This window comes from Paenibacillus sp. Negev47 (assembly GCF_058313655.1).
Genome location: NZ_CM177754.1, coordinates 33124 through 52303, shown reverse-complemented (window position 1 = coordinate 52303; position 19180 = coordinate 33124). Strand labels below are relative to the sequence as shown.

Annotated in this window: 19 protein-coding genes; 1 reads left to right on the top strand and 18 read right to left on the bottom strand. The window is 48.0% G+C overall.

Annotated elements, in window-relative coordinates:
- Positions 1–34: 34 nt before the first annotated feature.
- The 6 genes from AC4G47_RS00240 to pth form a co-directional block, all read right to left on the bottom strand.
- The gene (locus AC4G47_RS00240; RefSeq protein WP_491104274.1) at positions 35–1792 is read right to left on the bottom strand and encodes a putative polysaccharide biosynthesis protein; all 1758 of its coding nucleotides are present in this window, start codon (positions 1790–1792) and stop codon (positions 35–37) included.
- Between the two features lie 254 nt (positions 1793–2046).
- Positions 2047–2589, bottom strand: a complete 543-nt coding sequence (gene spoVT, locus AC4G47_RS00235; protein ID WP_036606123.1) for a stage V sporulation protein T — start codon at positions 2587–2589, stop codon at positions 2047–2049.
- Between the two features lie 322 nt (positions 2590–2911).
- Positions 2912–4072 carry a peptidylprolyl isomerase gene (locus AC4G47_RS00230; protein ID WP_491104273.1) on the bottom strand — a complete coding sequence of 387 codons (1161 nt, stop codon included), beginning with the start codon at positions 4070–4072 and terminating at the stop codon, positions 2912–2914.
- Positions 4056–7583, bottom strand: a complete 3528-nt coding sequence (gene mfd, locus AC4G47_RS00225) for a transcription-repair coupling factor (protein WP_491104272.1) — start codon at positions 7581–7583, stop codon at positions 4056–4058. The genes AC4G47_RS00230 and mfd overlap by 17 nt, the downstream gene beginning before the upstream one ends.
- 273 nt (positions 7584–7856) lie before the next feature.
- Positions 7857–8087: an anti-sigma-F factor Fin gene (gene fin / locus AC4G47_RS00220; protein ID WP_017691368.1), complete on the bottom strand. Its 231-nt coding sequence runs from the start codon at positions 8085–8087 to the stop codon at positions 7857–7859.
- A 98-nt stretch (positions 8088–8185) separates the two neighbouring features.
- Positions 8186–8746 carry an aminoacyl-tRNA hydrolase gene (gene pth / locus AC4G47_RS00215; RefSeq protein ID WP_491104271.1) on the bottom strand — a complete coding sequence of 187 codons (561 nt, stop codon included), beginning with the start codon at positions 8744–8746 and terminating at the stop codon, positions 8186–8188.
- Between the two features lie 141 nt (positions 8747–8887).
- Between pth and AC4G47_RS00210 the strand changes: the two genes are divergently transcribed.
- On the top strand, positions 8888–9088 hold the full coding sequence (locus AC4G47_RS00210; protein WP_076216763.1) for a hypothetical protein: 201 nt from the start codon (positions 8888–8890) through the stop codon (positions 9086–9088).
- Between the two features lie 109 nt (positions 9089–9197).
- Here the strand turns inward: AC4G47_RS00210 and AC4G47_RS00205 are convergent, their stop codons facing one another.
- The 12 genes from AC4G47_RS00205 to AC4G47_RS00150 all read right to left on the bottom strand — a co-directional run bounded on the left by AC4G47_RS00205 (position 9198) and on the right by AC4G47_RS00150 (position 19008).
- Positions 9198–10151, bottom strand: coding sequence for a ribose-phosphate diphosphokinase (locus AC4G47_RS00205; RefSeq protein ID WP_017691370.1), 954 nt, complete (start codon positions 10149–10151; stop codon positions 9198–9200).
- 100 nt (positions 10152–10251) lie between these two features.
- Entirely contained in the window at positions 10252–11643 is a 1392-nt protein-coding gene (gene glmU, locus AC4G47_RS00200; RefSeq protein WP_491106611.1) for a bifunctional UDP-N-acetylglucosamine diphosphorylase/glucosamine-1-phosphate N-acetyltransferase GlmU, read from the bottom strand.
- Between the two features lie 78 nt (positions 11644–11721).
- A complete protein-coding gene (locus AC4G47_RS00195) occupies positions 11722–11916 on the bottom strand; it encodes a hypothetical protein (RefSeq protein ID WP_124118801.1) in 195 nt (64 codons plus the stop codon).
- 83 nt (positions 11917–11999) lie between these two features.
- A complete protein-coding gene (gene spoVG, locus AC4G47_RS00190) occupies positions 12000–12284 on the bottom strand; it encodes a septation regulator SpoVG (RefSeq protein ID WP_017691372.1) in 285 nt (94 codons plus the stop codon).
- Between the two features lie 188 nt (positions 12285–12472).
- The gene (gene purR, locus AC4G47_RS00185) at positions 12473–13300 is read right to left on the bottom strand and encodes a pur operon repressor (RefSeq protein ID WP_145326525.1); all 828 of its coding nucleotides are present in this window, start codon (positions 13298–13300) and stop codon (positions 12473–12475) included.
- A 97-nt stretch (positions 13301–13397) separates the two neighbouring features.
- Positions 13398–14252 (bottom strand): 4-(cytidine 5'-diphospho)-2-C-methyl-D-erythritol kinase, encoded by an 855-nt coding sequence (gene ispE / locus AC4G47_RS00180; protein WP_458124804.1) that lies wholly within the window; start codon positions 14250–14252, stop codon positions 13398–13400.
- Between the two features lie 149 nt (positions 14253–14401).
- Positions 14402–14578, bottom strand: coding sequence for a small, acid-soluble spore protein, alpha/beta type (locus AC4G47_RS00175; protein ID WP_017691375.1), 177 nt, complete (start codon positions 14576–14578; stop codon positions 14402–14404).
- Positions 14579–14830: 252 nt separating this feature from the next.
- Positions 14831–15106, bottom strand: a complete 276-nt coding sequence (gene veg / locus AC4G47_RS00170) for a biofilm formation stimulator Veg (RefSeq protein WP_017691376.1) — start codon at positions 15104–15106, stop codon at positions 14831–14833.
- A 153-nt stretch (positions 15107–15259) separates the two neighbouring features.
- On the bottom strand, positions 15260–16156 hold the full coding sequence (gene yabG, locus AC4G47_RS00165; RefSeq protein ID WP_458124803.1) for a sporulation peptidase YabG: 897 nt from the start codon (positions 16154–16156) through the stop codon (positions 15260–15262).
- Between the two features lie 59 nt (positions 16157–16215).
- The gene (gene rsmA / locus AC4G47_RS00160) at positions 16216–17118 is read right to left on the bottom strand and encodes a 16S rRNA (adenine(1518)-N(6)/adenine(1519)-N(6))-dimethyltransferase RsmA (protein ID WP_458124802.1); all 903 of its coding nucleotides are present in this window, start codon (positions 17116–17118) and stop codon (positions 16216–16218) included.
- Positions 17119–17122: 4 nt separating this feature from the next.
- Entirely contained in the window at positions 17123–17668 is a 546-nt protein-coding gene (gene rnmV / locus AC4G47_RS00155) for a ribonuclease M5 (protein ID WP_458124801.1), read from the bottom strand.
- Between the two features lie 155 nt (positions 17669–17823).
- Positions 17824–19008 carry a resuscitation-promoting factor gene (locus tag AC4G47_RS00150; RefSeq protein WP_491104269.1) on the bottom strand — a complete coding sequence of 395 codons (1185 nt, stop codon included), beginning with the start codon at positions 19006–19008 and terminating at the stop codon, positions 17824–17826.
- Between the last annotated feature and the right edge of the window lie 172 nt (positions 19009–19180).

The following is a 19180-nucleotide window of genomic DNA, read 5'->3' as shown; positions in this document are numbered from 1 at the left end:
CGGCGCTGCATGCAGTAGCACCGAGAGCATGGAGCTAGCGCAGCACACGCAGTCTGCGCAGCAGCTTGGCAAGGCGAGGCCCCAACTTGGGCACGGCCGCTAGCTCCGCGGCGGTCAATAGCCCTGTCCGGGCCGCCGCCAGCAAAAACACGGCCGAGCCTGCGGCAATGCCCAGCAGGCTCACGCCCATCGCGGCCAGCCGGCGGTCGGCCGCGATACCCATGCCGCCGAGCACCGCTTCGGTGGCCCAGGCCGTGCCTACCGCCGCCAGACTCATGGCGGCGATCACCAGCGCCGGCTTCGCCAGGACGGCGCCAGGGGCAGGGCGCAGGGCGACAAGTCGCGCCAGCAGCGCCACATTCAGGCCAGCCGCCAGCATGTAGGCGACTGCGCCTGCCAGGGCCGCGCCGCTGATGCCCAGCGCCGGCACAAGCATGACGTTCAGCAGCGCCTTGACGCCTGCGGCGGCCAGCATGCTGAACGCGGGTGCGCGCACGGCGCCGAGGCCTTGCAGCAGCGCCGCCGCAATAATGCTGATGGTGCTGCCCGCAGCCGTCAGCGCCATGTACCGCAGTGCTTCGGTGCCTGCGGCATCTCCGTAGAGCATGCGGTTAATCGGCTCCGCCAGCACCGCTAGACCCGCGGAGGCCGCCAGGCCGATCAACCAGAACCAGCGCAGCGCGAGGCCTGCTTGCTGCCGGACGGCTTCTGGCCCGCCCTTTAACCGGGCTTCCGCCATCGCCGGAATAAACAACACGGATAGTGACGTGGCTAGCATCGTCACCAGTTGAACCAACGGCAATCCACGGTTGTAGATGCCGAAGGAAACCATCGACTGAATCTCATCCAGTCCTTCTCCTCGCAACAGCCGCGGCACGGTGAAGGTATCCACCAGATTCATCAGCGGTACGGCCAGCGATCCGAGACAGACCGGAATGGCATACATAAGCAACGTCCTGATCCATTCGCTGTTGGATCGTGACCGTTCTCCCAGGGCGGGATTAACAGGATTAACAGTACTCACAGTTTTCTTCTGCGGCGTAACCGGCCTATGCTCCTGACGCTCATGCCCGTCTGCTCCAACCTCTTGGCCTTTCCCGCTCCATTCTAAATTCAATTGCCCGGTGACCACTTCCCTGTCTTTCCGCCGATGTCGGACCACATACCCTAACATGGTTAGCAGTCCAATCATTCCACCGGCAACGGAGCCCATCATGGCGCCAGCAGCAATGGTTTCGAGCGAAGCATCTCGCCGCATCAACCACAAAAGCAGAACAATCATGACCGTGACACGAATCGTCTGCTCCACCACTTGCGATACGGCTGTCGGTACCATCTGTTGCAAACCCTGAAAATATCCACGCAGCCCTGTCATCACCGGGACAAACAATAAAGCCCATGAAGCCGCACGAATCGATGGCACTACATGTTGATTGCCAATCAGATCAGCGATCAGCGGCGCCCCTGCATACATCAAGAGCGCCATTATAATTCCAATTCCCCCGAGCAGCAGGGAAGATAGTCGAATAATTCTTCTGCTCTCGTCTGGTCTTCCGAGTGCGTTCTGTTCTGCTACGAATTTGGATACGGCAAGAGGCAGTCCTGCAGCAGCAAGCGTGATAATGAGCATGTATAACGGATACACCGTATTGTAAATACCAAATACACCGTCTCCCCCCAGATTCTGCAGCGGAATCTTCTGAAAAGCACCAATAATTTTAGAGATAATGGCGGCAAGCCCAAGTACAAATGCACCCTGCAGCAGCCTTGAGCCTGTAGACGGCTGTTTCATAAGTCCCTCCCGCGTATGTCCCTGTGTTCTACTCCATTAAGAGGTTGTTCAAAAAGTCCGCTTCATCCCATCTCTTCGGTACTGAAAACCGTTCTTTTTGAACACATATTTTAAGCATACCTTGCTATTATACCTGCCTGAAGGCCCACAGACTAACCCTCCCCCAACACAATCATCTGGATCAACTTCTTTATCCCTTAAAATGCAAAAACTCCCGTATGCCCATAACAGGGCACCAGGAGTTGATCTGCGGTCTATTGTTCCATTTGCTTGCCAAGGAAACCAGCAGCCGTCTCAGACATCTTCACTTCCATCTGAGACATCTTAACCGATTCATCCTTATTGAAAAGGATAACCGTTCCGATGGGGTCACCACCCGAGATAATCGGTGCAATAACAAAAGAGGATAACGTCTCGTCATGATCTTTGCTAAGCTCATAAGAACCATTGTTTGTTTCCAAAATGGTCTTTCTGTTTTCCATACAACCTTCCAACAGTTGACCCACCTGCTTGTCCAAATATTCTTTCTTGGAGCCGCCTGCCACCGTGATAATGGTATCCCGGTCAGAGATCATCGTTACATGGCCTGTACTCTCATACAGGGATTCTGCATATTCTTTGGCAAAATCGCCAAGCTCGCCAATTGGCGAATATTTTTTAAGGATAACTTCTCCATCACGGTCCACGAAAATTTCCAGTGGATCACCTTCACGAATACGTAACGTACGGCGGATTTCTTTTGGAATGACCACACGACCGAGGTCATCTATACGGCGGACAATACCAGTAGCTTTCATTTCACATGTTGCCCCACTTTCTCGAGAAGATTTTTCAACTACTGTTCCTTAATGGGTAGAGGAAAGTCCCAGAACGTTTAGTGTGATATCTTGACCATAGTATTCATCTGTTCCCATTTCCTTATACATGCTTCGGATAATATAGTTGTGTAACTTTCGAAGAAGGTGACCATGTACCCATACGGCTTGAATATATACAAGAAGAAGCAAGAAGGAGGTCCTAAGTCCTCCCCTTGCTTCTCTGTATGGTTGTCCATATATACGTAGTACATAGCATTCATTAGGGCGGATTTAACCCTTAAAATATGCTAACACAGCAATATTACTTACTGCTTGTACCTTCATCTGTTGTTGCATCTTTATCTGTTCCAGTCGTACCTTGGTCAGTCTTGGTATCCGTACCTGTGGAGTCATCCGTTTTTGGTTCGGTTGTTTTCTCTCCTTCAGTTCCTGTACCCGTAGTACCTTCAGTTGTGCCTTCAGTCGTACCTTCTTCAGCTTTTTCTGTTTTTGGCAGTTTGACTTCTTTTACGATTTTGTCCAATTCATTTTGCATGAACGTATCGATTTCAGCTGCAGCCAATTGGCTCTTCAGGCTTTCTTTTTGTTCAGCCGTCAATTTGGCAAAGTCAGCTTCTGTACGAGCTTCCACTTTCATGACGTGGTAACCGTACTCTGTCTCTACTGGATCACTGATTTTGTTCAGTGGCAACGTTTTTGCAGCTTCCTTAAATGCCTCTACCCAGCTGCCTACAGGTGTTTCTTCATACAATCCACCTTTTTCAGCAGAACCTGGATCTTCGGAATATTCTTTTGCAATTTTAGCAAAATCAGCTCCACCATCCAGCTTGGTTTTTACTTCTTTTGCAATCTTCAGTGCATCTTCTTTTTTACGCTCTTTTTGCGTTTTTGGATCTGTGAAGTTAATCAGCACGTGACGAACGGAAGCCGTAGTGAACTGATCTTTGTTTTTCTCAAACTCAGCCTTGATGGCATCTTCCGTAACGCCTGTTTCCTTGTCTTTGATTACCGTCATGATCCGAGTCATATAATCTTTAATGTTCTGGTCAGTCAGGTTCTGAGCTTTCAGCATCTCAGTCCATTGATCTGCCTGAACAGAAGCTTTCATTTTATCGAATTGTTCGGTTGCTGTTTTGGCACCTGCTGTTTTGGCTTCTTCACTTGCTTTGCCACTCAGATATTCATAAGCAACTTCCTGTTTCACCAGGTACTCCTTGAAATCGTCCATATCCATCATTTGTGCATATTCCGGATACAGGAATTTCATAACACGTTGTTCCATGTCAAATTCATTGGCTGTGATGGTACCACCATCATACGTAGCGACTACAGCACTTGTATCTGTCGATTCTGGTGCTTTTGCTTCTTCCTTCTTGCCGCAAGCAGCAAGCAATGATAAGGACAGTACTGCGACCATGCTCACAGACAGTACTTTTCCTACCTTTTTATACTTTGGTAACATCCTTTAGTTCCCCCTTTGATTTAAAAGCAGTCTTCATGGACTCCAGAATTTTCTCTACCAGCTCCATCAGTTGCTTATCCCCAAGCCCCTTGCCTTTAGCGTGAATCAGCATATGGGGTCCTTGTTCAAATTGTACACGTCTTTCGAACTGATTTCCAATGTGCGCGATTTTCGAGAGTTCAAAGGCATGTTCGCGCCCTTCGTAGAACTTCACGGTGATGTCCTCACCGCGTTGGGAAATGGACTCAATACCATAGATTTTGCCGTATACTTTCATCCGCGCAACAGCCAGCAAGTTAATGACGGCCTCCGGAAGATCACCGAACCGGTCCACCAATTCGTCTTCCAATTCCATCGCATCGTCGAAGGAGGCAATGACCGCCACTTTTTTATAGATCTCAATCTTCTGAATACTGTCATAAATATAATCGGACGGCAAGTAAGCATCGATACTGAGATCCAGGGTTGTGTTCCACTGGTCGGAAGGTACCGGCTCTTCGCCAAGCATCGTAACTTTGCGTTTGTTGATCTCCTCTGCGAGCATCTGGGAATACAGATCGAACCCGACGGAAGCAATAAAGCCATGCTGCTCTGCTCCTAACAGATTGCCCGCACCACGGATCGACAAGTCACGCATGGCGATTTTGAATCCCGAACCCAGTTCAGTGAATTCCTTAATCGATTGCAGACGTTTCTCGGCAACTTCAGTAAGAACTTTGTCCCGTTGGTACGTGAAATAGGCATAGGCAATACGGTTGGAACGACCCACTCGCCCACGCAGCTGATACAGCTGGGAAAGCCCCATTTTATCCGCATCATGTACAATCAGGGTATTTACGTTCGGAATATCTACCCCAGTCTCGATGATACTTGTGCTCACAAGCACGTCATATTCACCATCCAGGAAGTCCAGAATCGTCTTCTCTAGCTCTGTTTCCGACATCTGGCCATGTCCTACACCAACCTTGGCTTCAGGCACCAGTTCAGAAATTTCGGCAGCCATCTCCTGAATTCCCTGAACACGGTTGTAGAGGTAATATACCTGACCACCACGTGCCATCTCACGCTCAATAGCCTCGCGTACAAGCGCCTGGCTATGTTCAACCACATAAGTCTGTACCGGGAAACGATTCTCTGGGGGAGTCTCGATAACGGACAGATCACGCACACCCAGCATGGACATGTGAAGGGTCCGCGGAATCGGCGTTGCCGTCAGCGTCAGTACGTCTACATTCGTTTTCAGCTTCTTCAGTTTTTCCTTGTGGGTTACTCCGAAACGCTGTTCTTCGTCGACAATGAGCAGTCCCAGGTCCTTGAACACCAGATCCTGTGACAGCAATCGATGCGTTCCAATCACAATATCCACTGTACCTGCCTTGATGCCTTTTGCTGTTTCATTCTGCTCTTTACGGGAGCGGAAACGGCTCAGCACATGAATGTTGAACGGATAACCGGAGAAACGCTCACGGAATGTCTCAAAATGCTGCTGTGCCAAAATCGTTGTCGGCACGAGTACAGCCACCTGTTTCCCTTCAATTGCTGCTTTGAACGCAGCACGAATAGCCACCTCGGTTTTGCCGTAACCGACATCCCCACACAATAAACGGTCCATTGGACGGTTTTGTTCCATATCCTTCTTGATTTCCTCGATCGCACGCACCTGATCACGTGTCTCATCGTAAGGGAACATGTCCTCAAACTCCTGCTGTTCCGCAGAATCCTTGTCGAATCCAAACCCTTTGGAGGTCTGACGCTCCGCATACAGCTTGATCAGATCATCAGCAATATCCTGTACGGATGTGCGGACTTTATTTTTAACCCGTGTCCACTCGTTACCGCCCAGCTTGTATATTTTCGGTTCTTTCTCTTCGGAACCAACATATTTCTGAATCAGATCAATCTGTTCAATAGGTACAGACAGTTTGTCTCCACCCGCATAGAGAATATGCATGTAGTCTTTATGAATGCCGCCAACCTCAAGTGTGCCGATCCCCAGGTACTTACCAATCCCGTGGTTCTGGTGAACGACATAATCGCCCACTTTTAGCTCGCTATAGGATTTGATCCGTTCCGCATTGTCTACATTCCGAATCGGTTTCCGTACTTTACGCTGTTTTTGCGAGAACATCTCGCCCTCAGTCACGACAGCCAAATGAATGGATGGCATTTCAAACCCGGTTTGCAAGTTACCAATCAGCATCTCCGGCTCTGGAATATCATAGTCCATCAGTACCCGGCGCATCCGATCCAGTCGTTCCTCACCATTCGCCAGCATGAGCACTTGAACGCCAGCCTTCTGCCAACGCTCCATCTCTGCCTTCAGCACATTCATCTGTCCATGGAAATCCTGCATGCCACGACTGATGAAGTTCAGAATGTTTTGTGGTTGGGTGTGTGGAACCTGACGCAAAAAGATCGACATAAACAGCGTCTGGAATGGACGCTCATACAAGAGTTCATCACCGTCTGCGGATAATGGAAGATCTGGAAGTGTTTTTCCGTTTTGCATCAAGTGCAAATTCCACTCCGATTCATCACGGTCCAGCTGTTTTGATGTCTCCGAGAGTCTGGCAGGCTCATCAAGAACCAGCAGCGTATCTTCTGGCATATAGTCGTAGATCGTTTTGTTCTCCGGATAGAGCGGAGATATATATTTATACATTTCGGAGAAATACACGTGCTCTCGTAAAAGCTCAATCTCCCGGTGAATTTCTTCACGAAGACGCAGCTTCGCCTGCCGGTCCGTCATTTTCTCCAGCTGTTGCTCCAGCAAAAGGACAGCCGCATCCGCAGCCTTTTCCATCCGTTCACGGTCTGCGATTAACTCCTTGCATGGCAGAACCGTAACTTCCCCAATCCGTTCAATCGAACGTTGATCCGCTGGGTCAAATGTCCGAATGGAGTCGATTTCGTCATCAAATAACTCCACTCGATACGCGATCGATGAAGTAACCGGATAGAAATCGATGATGCCACCACGTACACTCATCTCACCGCGAGATTCCACGCGTTCCACACGCTCGTATCCGAGCTTTACCATCTCCAGCAGGAAGGAATCCAGTTGAAGTGTGTTGCCTTGTTTAATCAAAATTCGAGCATTGGCCATTACTTCCGGAAGCGGGACATAGCGTCTTACCCCGGAAAAGGGAATAACAACAACGCCCCTGAATCCCTGGGCGCAGCGGACCAACACATCAATGCGCTGACCCAATGTTTCCGGGCTGGAAACAGCAGCTTCAGCAGCGACAAGTTCGTTGGCAGGATAGATCAACACCTGATCAGTTGAAAGCGCTTCCTGTAAATCTTCTGCAATTTTTTGGGCTGAAAACATATTATGCGTTACTACGAGCAATGGTCGATTCATTTCCTGATGCAGAGCAGCCAGCATAATCTGACGCGCTGATCCGGACAAACCGGAGACCAATTGCTCTTTCATGCCGGACTTGATTCCGGCTGTAATGGACCCGAAGTCCGGATCTTTGGAAAAAGCCTGTATAAGTGCTTGTAACAAAAGGGGCACCTCTCTTATAACTTACTTGATTATCTCACGCATACGCGTAGCATCACTATTAAAATGGATACAAATTCCTTTTTGTCCTGTTTCATCATAAAGGATTACTCGCAACATTGCCACATCTGTTGATGTGGCTGAGCCTGATTTGGAGATAGCGCTGGTTTTCATTCCAACTGAAAAGAAGCCTCAGCAGGCTGCCAAGGCTATAAAAGGTGGAGCGTTATTACGCAACCGCCCTCAACTGTCATTCGATCCTGTTACAGGCGATGTCTACTGAAGCGGACTCGCGAGCAGGCTAAGCTCCGGATTGTGCTCCAGGGCTTCCTTGCAATAATCACATGTAATCCGAACGGTAATGTCACCACCGGAATTATACGCTATTATATCCCTCCGCTCGTCGGGGGTCAAGAAATGAAAGCCGAGCTCTACTTCCGTTATCCGGGCAGAATCGATTCGTCCAATAAAGGTGCGGCAATGCCGACATACGTAATTCACTGACATGTTTATGCCTCCTGAACATGGTTTATACGTCCAGTATGTCCAATATGGCTGAATCGAACCCGTCTTTTTTGATCATTTTACCAATATGTCTTACACAATTAACCGTTAAACTTCGCCATTGTTTGTTCAAACGTATGGGTCAAGCTATGCTCCAGGGCATCACACGTTTGTTCAATAGTCTGATCAAGGGCTTCCTTTTCTTTCTTCATAAATGTCGACAGTACATAATCGACTATGGCATGTCCTGGTTCAGGCCGGGATATTCCCATGCGTACCCGGTTAAACTGCTGTGTACCGGTATGCTGAATAATGGAATTGATCCCATTATGTCCACCTGCACTGCCTTGATAACGTAATCTGACTTTGCCAATCTCTGTATCCATGTCGTCGTACACAACAATCAGATCTTCAAGACTAACTTTATAAAAATCCATATATGCCCGAACCGATTCACCAGACAAATTCATATAGGTCATTGGTTTGATTAGCACGGTTTTCACACCGCCGATATTGCCCTCTCCAATCAGCGCCTTACATTTACTCTGTGTAATGGAGATACTATGACGATCTGCCAACCGATCCAGCGCCATAAAACCGATATTATGACGGGTTTTGGCATAGTTCGAGCCTGGATTTCCAAGTCCGACAATCCACTTCATCTTGTTCCCTCCTTCGGATTAGCCTGAGGTGAGGCATAGACTTCGAAAGTTATATTTCATATAATATCAGGAAAGTAACGTTCCGAATTTACTGTAGTATTCACAGTTCATATTTTATCAACCCAGGAAGGTGAGCGGGTTTTGCGCGAAGACAACGGACAACTGACTCAACATAGCGATTTTATCTATCATCTCGAATATCACGTACCTGTACAGGTATACGACCGCGACACCCATATTGAGATCGGTCTCATCACACGTTTCGATAATCAATTCGTCGAAATTGCCAACACGCTTTTTCATCGGCGTCGTTTCCGGTTTATCTCCCGCCCAGGGTATTAATGAACTGATCAGCGTCTGTTTCACTTATAATAAAACGGCACGCCGACAGGGGTTACATTTTCCATTGAACCGGAAAACGTAACCCCTCTACTACTTTATGCAGACATCCTTATTCAATTTCAAACAGCTTGCTGATTGACAATTCCTCATGAACCCGGATAATTGCTTCTCCGAGCAAAGGCGCTACAGACAACACTTTGAGTTTGCTTGTCGGATTAGCATGCGTAATTGGAATGGTATCCGTTACGATGACTTCCTTCAATGGTGCATTCTCCAAACGTTCCATCGCAGGTCCGGACAATACAGGGTGAGTACAGCACGCGTATACTTCTTTTACGCCGCCTTCCATCAGAGCATTCGCTCCCAGTACAATCGTTCCTGCCGTGTCAATAATGTCATCGATCAGAATGGCTGTTTTACCCTCGATATTACCGATAATGTTCATCACTTCGCTGACATTCGGCTCAGGACGACGCTTGTCGATAATCGCAAGAGGTGCATTCAGGAAATCAGCCAGTTTACGTGCACGTACTACGCCACCGTGGTCAGGCGACACAACAACTGGATTTTCGATCTGTTTCGACCGGAAATATTGAGCCAGAATTGGCACACCGAGCAAATGATCGACCGGAATGTCGAAGAATCCCTGAATCTGCATTGCATGCAAGTCCATCGCGATGACACGGGTTGCACCCGCTTTTTCAATCAGGTTGGCAACCAGTTTCGCTGTAATCGGGTCACGCGAACGCGCCTTGCGATCCTGTCTTGCATAGCCATAATAAGGAATAACGACGTTAATCGTCTTGGCAGATGCCCGTTTAAGTGCATCGATCATAACGAGCATTTCCATCAGGTTGTCATTAACCGGCAAGCAAGTGGACTGCACGATGTAGACGTGACAACCCCGAACACTCTCGGAGAGTTTCACTTGAATCTCACCATCACTAAAGCTGGTTGTATGAGATTCACCCATAGGAATCCCGATATAATCAGCAATTTGATGGGCGAGCTTGGGGTTAGAATTGCAAGTAAATATTTTTAATTTCGAATCAAAATAAGTCATAAAATAAAAACCCTCCGTGCTGGTTCATTGGAATCTATAAGCGTCTGCGACATGTCGGCACCTCCCGGTCTTCGGGAGGCAATCTTGTTATCAAAACCCCTTATTGGGGTTTGGCATTTTGTTTCTTGGCTTTGGCACGTCCGCGAATCTTCTCCGCATAACCAGGTTTATTCTCCTGACGTGGACGAGCAATGGCCAGATCATTCTCGGGAACGGAATGGGTAACGGTTGAGCCAGCAACCACATAAGCGCCTTTTCCTACCGTAATCGGTGCGATTAGATTGACGTTGCTGCCTACAAAAGCATCATCTTCAATCGTTGTCACAGCTTTATTATAACCATCATAATTGACAGTTATTGCCCCGCATCCAACATTTACGTTTTTCCCTACTTTGGCATCCCCAATATAACTGAGATGAGATACTTTGGAGCCTTCATCAATTGTAGCATTTTTCACTTCAACAAAGTCACCAATTTTTACGTTGCGACCAAGTTTAGTCCCTGGACGCAAATTAGCAAATGGACCAACCGTTGCATCAGAACCAACCTCGGCATTGGACAATACCGAATGTTTAATCGTAACTCCATCCTGAATAACGCTGTCTTCCACATCTGCCTGAGGACCAATATGACATGCTTCCCCAATGGAAGTTGTGCCTTTGAGGATCGTCCCCGGATACAATACTGTATCTGATCCAATCGTAACATCCGCTCCGATATATGTCGATGACGGATCAATGATCGTAACACCGTTCAACATATGGCGTACGGCGAGACGTTCACGCATGAAGGCTTCGGCTTGTGAAAGTGCGAGTCGGTCATTAACCCCGATGGATTCTGCGATGTCATCTGACATGTAAGCCTCAACGACTTCTCCATCATTGCGGAAAATGCCAACTACGTCTGTGAGATAATACTCTCCCTGAGCATTCTGGTTCGTCACTTTTTCCAAGGCAGCGAACAATTTGGCATTATCGAAACAGTATGTGCCTGTGTTAATCTCATTCACGGCATCTTCCTGCTCCGTGCAATCTTTTTGTTCCACAATCCGTTGTACAGACCCATCTTCTCCGCGAATCACTCGGCCATAGCCTTTGGGATTGTCCAACTGAGCCGTAAGAACTGTCGCTGCTGCTCCGCTACTCTCATGGAGCTTCATCAGACCTTCCAGCGTCTCACTGGTCACAAGTGGTGTATCTCCACATACCACAATGGTAGAGCCTGTTTCGCCACCAAGCAACGATTTAACCTGCTTCACTGCATGACCTGTTCCCAGTTGTTCCGCCTGAAGAGCGTACTCCGCTCTGGAACCTAAAAATGACTGCACCGCTTCGGCACCATGACCGACTACAACTACACTGCGTTCAACGCCTGCGCTGAGTGCTGCATCCAGCACATGTCCAACCATAGGTTTACCGCATACGGGATGCAGTACTTTGTACAATTTTGATTTCATTCGTTTCCCTTGCCCTGCGGCAAGAACGATTGCCATTCGTTTCAAAATTAACGACCTCCTGTTCTGAAAATCCCATTGAAGTGCATTTCTTACCTCATATCCAATGAGTATCGTTCAGCCGGCTTCAAGCCGGTCTTGTTCATCGCCTGCTGTCTCTGTAATCACACGTAACAACGCGGACACCAACGAATCGTGACCTATATGTATACGCCGTGTACCTGCGAGCTTAACCGAATCCCAATGATTCCTAAGATGCCGCCCTGCCACCAAGCGCACGATGCGCTTTTTGTTCTCTGCTAATAAACTCAATACTGAATATATCTTATTCCGGTCAAAAAGAAAAGAGAGCCATAAGACATGGCTCTCTTTTCCTTCGAACCCCAATAATGTTCTCAGGCACCTTCTTCAATGACTTCTTCCTCAGTTGCTGCGCGATCATATTCAGTCAAAACTGCTGCCTGAATCTTCTCACGAGTACCGGAAGAGATCGGGTGGGCGATATCACGGAACTCTCCGTCAGGAGTCCGCTTGCTCGGCATAGCAACAAACATTCCGTTGTTACCATCAATGACACGAATGTCATGAACGACGAATTCGTTATCGATGGTAATGGATGCGATAGCCTTCATTCTCCCCTCCGAGTTAACACGGCGGAGTCTGACATCCGTAATTTGCATGTGTGTGTTCACCACCTTTTTCCATCAGAACTTGGTGTATAATTCCACACAGCCTATACGAACTCCTTCTTTTTATAACCACAAAAACTTCCTAATTTCAGGAATTTTTTTATTTAATACACAATTCGACAACGTTAGTGCCAGGTCGATGGAAAAGAACCTTTCCCGACATGAAATTCGTCATCTTTCTACAGGTCAAAATAGTTGCCAGGCTTCACGGAAATGTGTCTGCTCTTGGCATCAACCGCTGTTAGCTTAGCCAGTGATACGTAATCTGTTAGCAGGCGTTCTTCTGAATCCACAGAACCAGATTCAACCAGTACCCCTACCCCGGCTACCGTAGCATTAAACTCGGCCAAAAGATCGATCATTCCTTGCACCGTACCCCCAGCCTTCATGAAGTCATCCACAATAAGTACTCTGGAGTGCTCACGCATCGCCCTGCGAGACAGGGACATGGTATGCAGACTTTTATGGGACCCCGATACATAATTGATACTTACGGCCGATCCTTCTGTAGCCTGATGGTCCCTGCGAACGAGCACAACAGGCAGGTTGAGCTGGGCTCCGGTCGCATAAGCCAGTGGAATCCCCTTGGTTTCTACCGTCATAACCACATCAATATTCATGTTGCCAAAGGCCGTTGCAAAGATCTTTCCGGCTTCATTCATCAATGCGGGCTGTCCCAGCAGATCGGACATGTACAGGTATTCTCCAGGCAAGATCCGGTCAGGCTGCGCGAGCTGGGTCGAGAGTCGCTCTGCAAATGCCAATGCCAGTTCTCGGGACACCTTCGGAATCCATCTAACTCCCCCGGCTGCTCCAGCCAGTGTATTCAGTTCTCCTGACCCACCTTCTTCGAACACTTCCTTGATAATCGCCAGATCTTCACTAATCGAAGACTTCGCGGCTCCATAGCGTTCGGCAAATGTGGTGAGCGGAATAACCGTATGCGGTCTGGACAATAAGTATTGCGTCATTTCAACCAGCCTTGCGCTTCGTTTTAACTTCTTCACAGAGATCCATCCTCACGATCACGGAAACATCTAAATCCGAATAATTATTTAAAAATATACCACCTTTATACGTGTTTGTACATTATAAAAGCGAATTTTACGTCAACATACGTACAGCGTACACTTCTTTGCAGAAGCCCCGCAGACCATTGTATATCCGGGCAACCTTGGATTCTTTCGACACCAAACCGAATACCGTTGGACCACTGCCTGACATCAGCACACCGTCTGCACCCAGACGAATCATGGCATCCTTCAGATGCTGAACTTCCGGATACAGCTTCAACGTTACATCTTCAAGCACATTGCCCATCTGGTTACATACATCCGTAAATGATTGGTCACGAATAGCCTGCTCCATTTTCTCCGCACTCGGATGCCGAACAATCTTGTCACTACGGAACCGTCCGTATACATCGGCTGTAGACACATTAATAGGCGGCTTGGCCAGGATAACCCAACATTGCGGCGGATTAGGTATAGGCGTCAATTTCTCACCACGTCCTGTAGCGAGCGCTGTCCCTCCTGTGATACAGAATGGAACATCCGAACCGAGTTCAGCTCCAAGCTCCTGTAGTTCGTGATCCGGTATATTGAGCCGCCAAAGGCGGTTCAATCCACGCAGAGCTGCTGCTGCATCACTGCTACCACCTGCAAGTCCAGCTGCAACTGGAATCTTTTTGTCCAGATGAATATGAACTCCCGTGTGCACGTTATAGCGCTCCTTAATAAGCCGGGCTGCCTGGAAAGCCAAATTTTTCTCGTCGAGCGGGATATACCCTGCCTGACTGGAGATGAAAATGGTATCTCGCGGCAGTTCCGACATTTCCAGCCGATCGGCCAGATCGACCATGGTCATGATCATTTCAACTTCATGGAATCCATCGCTTCTTTTATGTAAAACGTCCAGCATCAAATTAATTTTAGCAGGCGCTTTTTCGTAAATTTTCAAGGCGTTCACCCGTCCTCACCTTTTCCCTAAGACAACTTAACATATTATATCAAAATGGGGCTGTCAAGTCATTTCTATTCCGCATCTATGGGGAAAAAGCGGGGTGATTCCTGACGGATTTCCCCGCTTTACAATCTGATTGAAACGGATTAGGATTTGCGCGCGGCCTGTTCAGCAAGTTGAATTGCACGTTTTACCATGTTTCCTGCATCTTTGGCTTTGATTCCGCCCCAGCCTTCCTGTTGGACCGTGTCATAGAAACCCAGGTCTTTTGCTAGTTCATTCTTCAGATCCTCTGACATGACACTTCTTCTTCTCCGACTCATGAACCATCCTCCTCCTTAGTATCCATCATGATGTGATGAGTTCGTTCACGTTTTAGACAACATGCCCCAGGCCAAGTTCAGTTTCCCACCATTTGCTTAAGAAACTGTTCCTTCACCTGTCCAAATAGTATGCCGCGACCGTTCTTAACTATTCCTACGTATGTATGGTTTACCTTAGAGGGCGAATTGGTTGTTTTATGAAAAACAAAAAAGCGATCCGCCTTGTGGGGCGAATCGCCTGTAAAACGATACTTACGTCTCCATATAGGAGCTATGCGTCTGGCTGCCCGGGTCATAGACCATGACTTCCACCGATTCCGTAAGTATATCCGCATAACTATAAGATACTCGCTTGAAAGTTTCTTGTTCCTCATCAAGCTTAACAATAAAAACAGAAGGGTACGTTTCTTCCAATACACCCGTACGCTCAATGGTCTTACGGCGGCCACCATTAGCCCGCAACATAATTTTCTGACCAATATGTGCGTCGAGATTGCGTTTGATATCCAACAGCGTGTTTTTAGCCATTGTCGACGACCACCTCTTTTCTTGTCCATTATACCGGATTTTACAGTCATTGTCAAATCAAAACTAATTATTATATCAGCATCAAAAAGTTGTTGTCAATGAATTTTTTCGCAAACAAAAAAAGCCCCAAATTGGGACTTTAAATGGCCTACATCAGACCGCGGATGGGTTTACTTTTAGAGTGGATAAATCATTTAAGCCCGGCAGACCTACCCGGTAACTCCCACGTGTCTCCACACCACCCACACCTTGGCTACCACTGATGGTATTGTGCAGAACATCACTCATGTTAACTGTATCCCGCACAGATGTGAAGGAGGCCTTCGCTGCCACATAGACCGGATCAAGTGCATGAATAAGAATCCTGCCCGGAGAACTGGCAAAGTTCGCTCCAGCGCGCAGCAGTGCCTCAAAATGGGACTGACAGGCCCCTGCCACGATGGTTAGTGCATCCAGATGACGTTCATATTGTCTGGCCACCTGAATAGCCGCCACAAAATTTTGCGAGTTCTTGTAGCTACCAAGACTATATAAGTCATAGGGCTGACGCGTCTTTAACACCCCATCATGACCCGTAATTACGACGATATCCGGACGTACTTTGGGTAACAAACGGTATAAGGTATCTGCCATTGCAGATTCATGAACATACTGTCCCTCCGCGGGAACACGTAGTTGTTCATAGAGATCCATGCTTTTTTTCAAATAATTGGGGTCTCCATCCAGATGAAGCACCTTTCCAGGCATTTCAAAATAAGCTGGTTCCTGCTGAGCAGACCAATCCTGCACCAGACCTTCACGATTCCGCTCAGCCTGTTCCTTACGATTCTGCTGCAGGCGGGACAGCGTCTGATGTGCTTTAACATGTGCCTGTCTGGTCTTGGCACTTTGCGGTTCGTAGGGAACCTGTATCAAATCATCCACCGGGGAATCAGCAAGCAGCCGGAACTCAGTCCCTTTAATGACCGCAGTATCCAGCTGGAGGCCTTCCACCCGAAAAGTCACATCACCACCGTATGACTTCCGAACGACCAAGTCTCCGATATTCATCAACGTAATCACCTCTACCCCATCGTATGGGCAAAGACCCGGTTTGGTTCATTCGAATTTTACAGCGCTGCGCGTACCCCTGCTTCCCACATCACGGTGCTGAGTGTAGCATACTCCTGCAGACTTAACGTTTCTCCACGCCGGGAAGGTTGAATACCTGCCTGCTCCAACAGAATATCTGCCTGTTCCCGGTTCTCCTTCGTGAAGAAGCGTGCTTTCAGGTTGTTCGAGATTGTTTTTCTCCGCTGGGCAAAAGAAGCCTGTACCACTTCGAAGTAGTGTGCTTCATCAGGAATCTCAACTGGCGGTTGCTCACGCACCTTCAGCTTAATAACAGCCGACTCCACATTAGGTTGCGGAATGAAGACCGTAGGAGGCACAATACAAACCAGCTCCGGCATACTGTAATACTGAACTGCGATGCTCAGACTACCGTAGTCTTTTGATCCCGGTGCAGCAGCCATGCGTTCAGCCACTTCTTTCTGAATCATGACGACAATGCTGTCTACCGGCAGCTTCTCCTCCAGCAGTTTCATCATAATCGGGGTCGTTACATAATAAGGCAGGTTAGCCACGACACTGACTTTATCCACGGATGCAAAATCCGTATTAAACAACTCAGCCAGATCAAGCTTCAACACATCCCCATGATGAACACGTACATTCGAATACGGCTGCATCACTTCTCCCAGGATTGGAATCAAGCGCTGATCAATCTCTACGGCTGTGACAGGACCCGCTACCCGAGCCAATCGCTCTGTAAGGGCTCCAATACCCGGCCCGATCTCCAGCGCACCCTTGGACTCATCCAAATCGGCTGCATTAACAATTTTGTTCAGTATATTTTGATCGATCAGAAAGTTCTGACCCAGACTTTTCTTGAATGAGAATCCGTGTCTTTGAATAATCTCTTTGGTTCGCTTGGGCGTTGCAATTTCAATCGTTTCTTCCATGTCTCTCATATGCTCACAATCCTTCGCGTTCAATTTGCGCTAATGCTGTGGAGAACTCTTCCCGTGTAATCTGAAATACACTCAGACGTTTGTGAAACTGCTTACCATTACAATATCCAATGCCCAGCAGATTGCCCATCTCCATACGGCGTGCGGCGGCCTGCGGGTGTACGATAAGTCCTGCCGCAATGAGGTCCTCCCAATCGATGAGGCTTGGAGCACCTTCGTATGAAGTATGTACGCGTTCCAGCGCGTGCCGAATCGCCTCTGGTGAGGCGTTTTCCACCCCGATGTCTCCTTTACGCGTCGCATCGGCTTCCGGAATGAAGGCATGCTTGCAGCCAGGGACCTTGTTCGCAATAATTTTACGAATGCGCTCGCCGGCATGATCCGGATCTGTGAGTACAATGACTCCCCGTCTCTCCTGAGCAAGCGCAATCCGTTTTAGAATGCGTTGGTTGATGGCTGATCCACCTGTTTCTATCGTATCGGCTTGCACAGCCCGGCGAATGGCTACCGTGTCATCGCGGCCTTCCACCACAATCACTTCTTTTATCATGTTCCATTTCTTCCTTTCTAACGCAAAAAGAAGAGGAATATCCTCTTCTCTGCCAAACGGCGGGGGAGACTGAATTCAGACCCCTCCGCCGCATATTCCGCATGAATCATTCATGCAACTATTTTATAGCATTCCCATTTCAAAGTAAAACGATTTTAGTTCGCTTCCGGCTTCACCGGACCGATCACGTAGACCGTCTTGCCTTTCTTACGTCCAAAATTCAGGGCATGCTTCACACTGTCATAATATACATCAATTTTGTTGCCTTTAATGGCACCGCCTGTATCTTCCGCACGACGGAAGCCCAGACCCTCGATATATACCCACCAGCCAATTGGAATGACTTTGGGATCAACCGCAATGGTGCGCCCTTCCGTTACACGAGTACCGGAAGCTGTTTTGGTACCAATGCCAGGCTCTTCGGAAGAGTAGGCAGTCATGGATACGTTCTTAAGTACTTTGGAGTATTTAAAAGAAGTCCCGGATACGGTAATCACTTTGCTGCCCGAGGCAGATGTTTTCTTCGAGTTCGTTGTTGTAGCCTTTTTGGTTGTAGAAGTTTGAGCCGATACCATCTGAATCTCAGGTTCTTTCACGACCGGTTTCGCTTTGGTGCCGACAGCAATCACTTTATCTACACGATTATTCGCGACGGATTTGCCGACCATTTTTTTGGAGACCAATTCTCCATCCTGAAATACCTTTTCGATATGCTGTACAAGTGTGCCTTCTTTGCCGTTCACAACGACACGGTTATCCCCTTTGTACAAGCTAGGGTCAGCCGTTTTAATTACTTTGTAAGCGATTGGTTGCTCTACATCCACTGTACGCTTTGTTACACGCACTACACGGATCTTCATATCCGCTTTGATAGCAGTTCCAAGCGCCGGATACACTTTATCATTATTTTCAACTTGAATACCTGATTTTTGAATTGCATCTTCTACCGATGAATCGGTTGTATACAGAGTCTTGGTGTCTCCGTCTGCCGTAATGTTGACTGGAACGGCCCGCTCAATAACGATTCGGTCTCCATCTGTAATTGCTCCATTGAGCGGAATGGATACCTGATCGTGAGGGCTGACTGTGATTGACTGCTCCTCCAGCATTTCCTGAAGCATTCCTGTACGAGTCTCTACCACCTGAGCTTTGCCATCAATAACCAGTGAAATTTGTTTCCCGGCCTGACCGTAAACGACTAACAAGATCATGATTGTAAGCGCAATTGAGAAAATCGCGATCAATGCCATTTGACGCATGTTCTCATGCTTCCACCGCAACGCGAAAGACTTACTGGATGATCGTGACTCATGGGTCTCTTCTGGTTGGAATGTGCCCACTTCTCCGTCCTCCTTCATAGCCTCGTCGTCTAAAGTAATGCATGATGTCTTTGACGTGACTATACCAATTTTTCTACAGAACACAGGTCGGACCATATGACCGGTTCTGCACCATGAACCCATCTTCGCAACATGATGTCATCCTCCTGAATACCTACCGTATGATGACAAC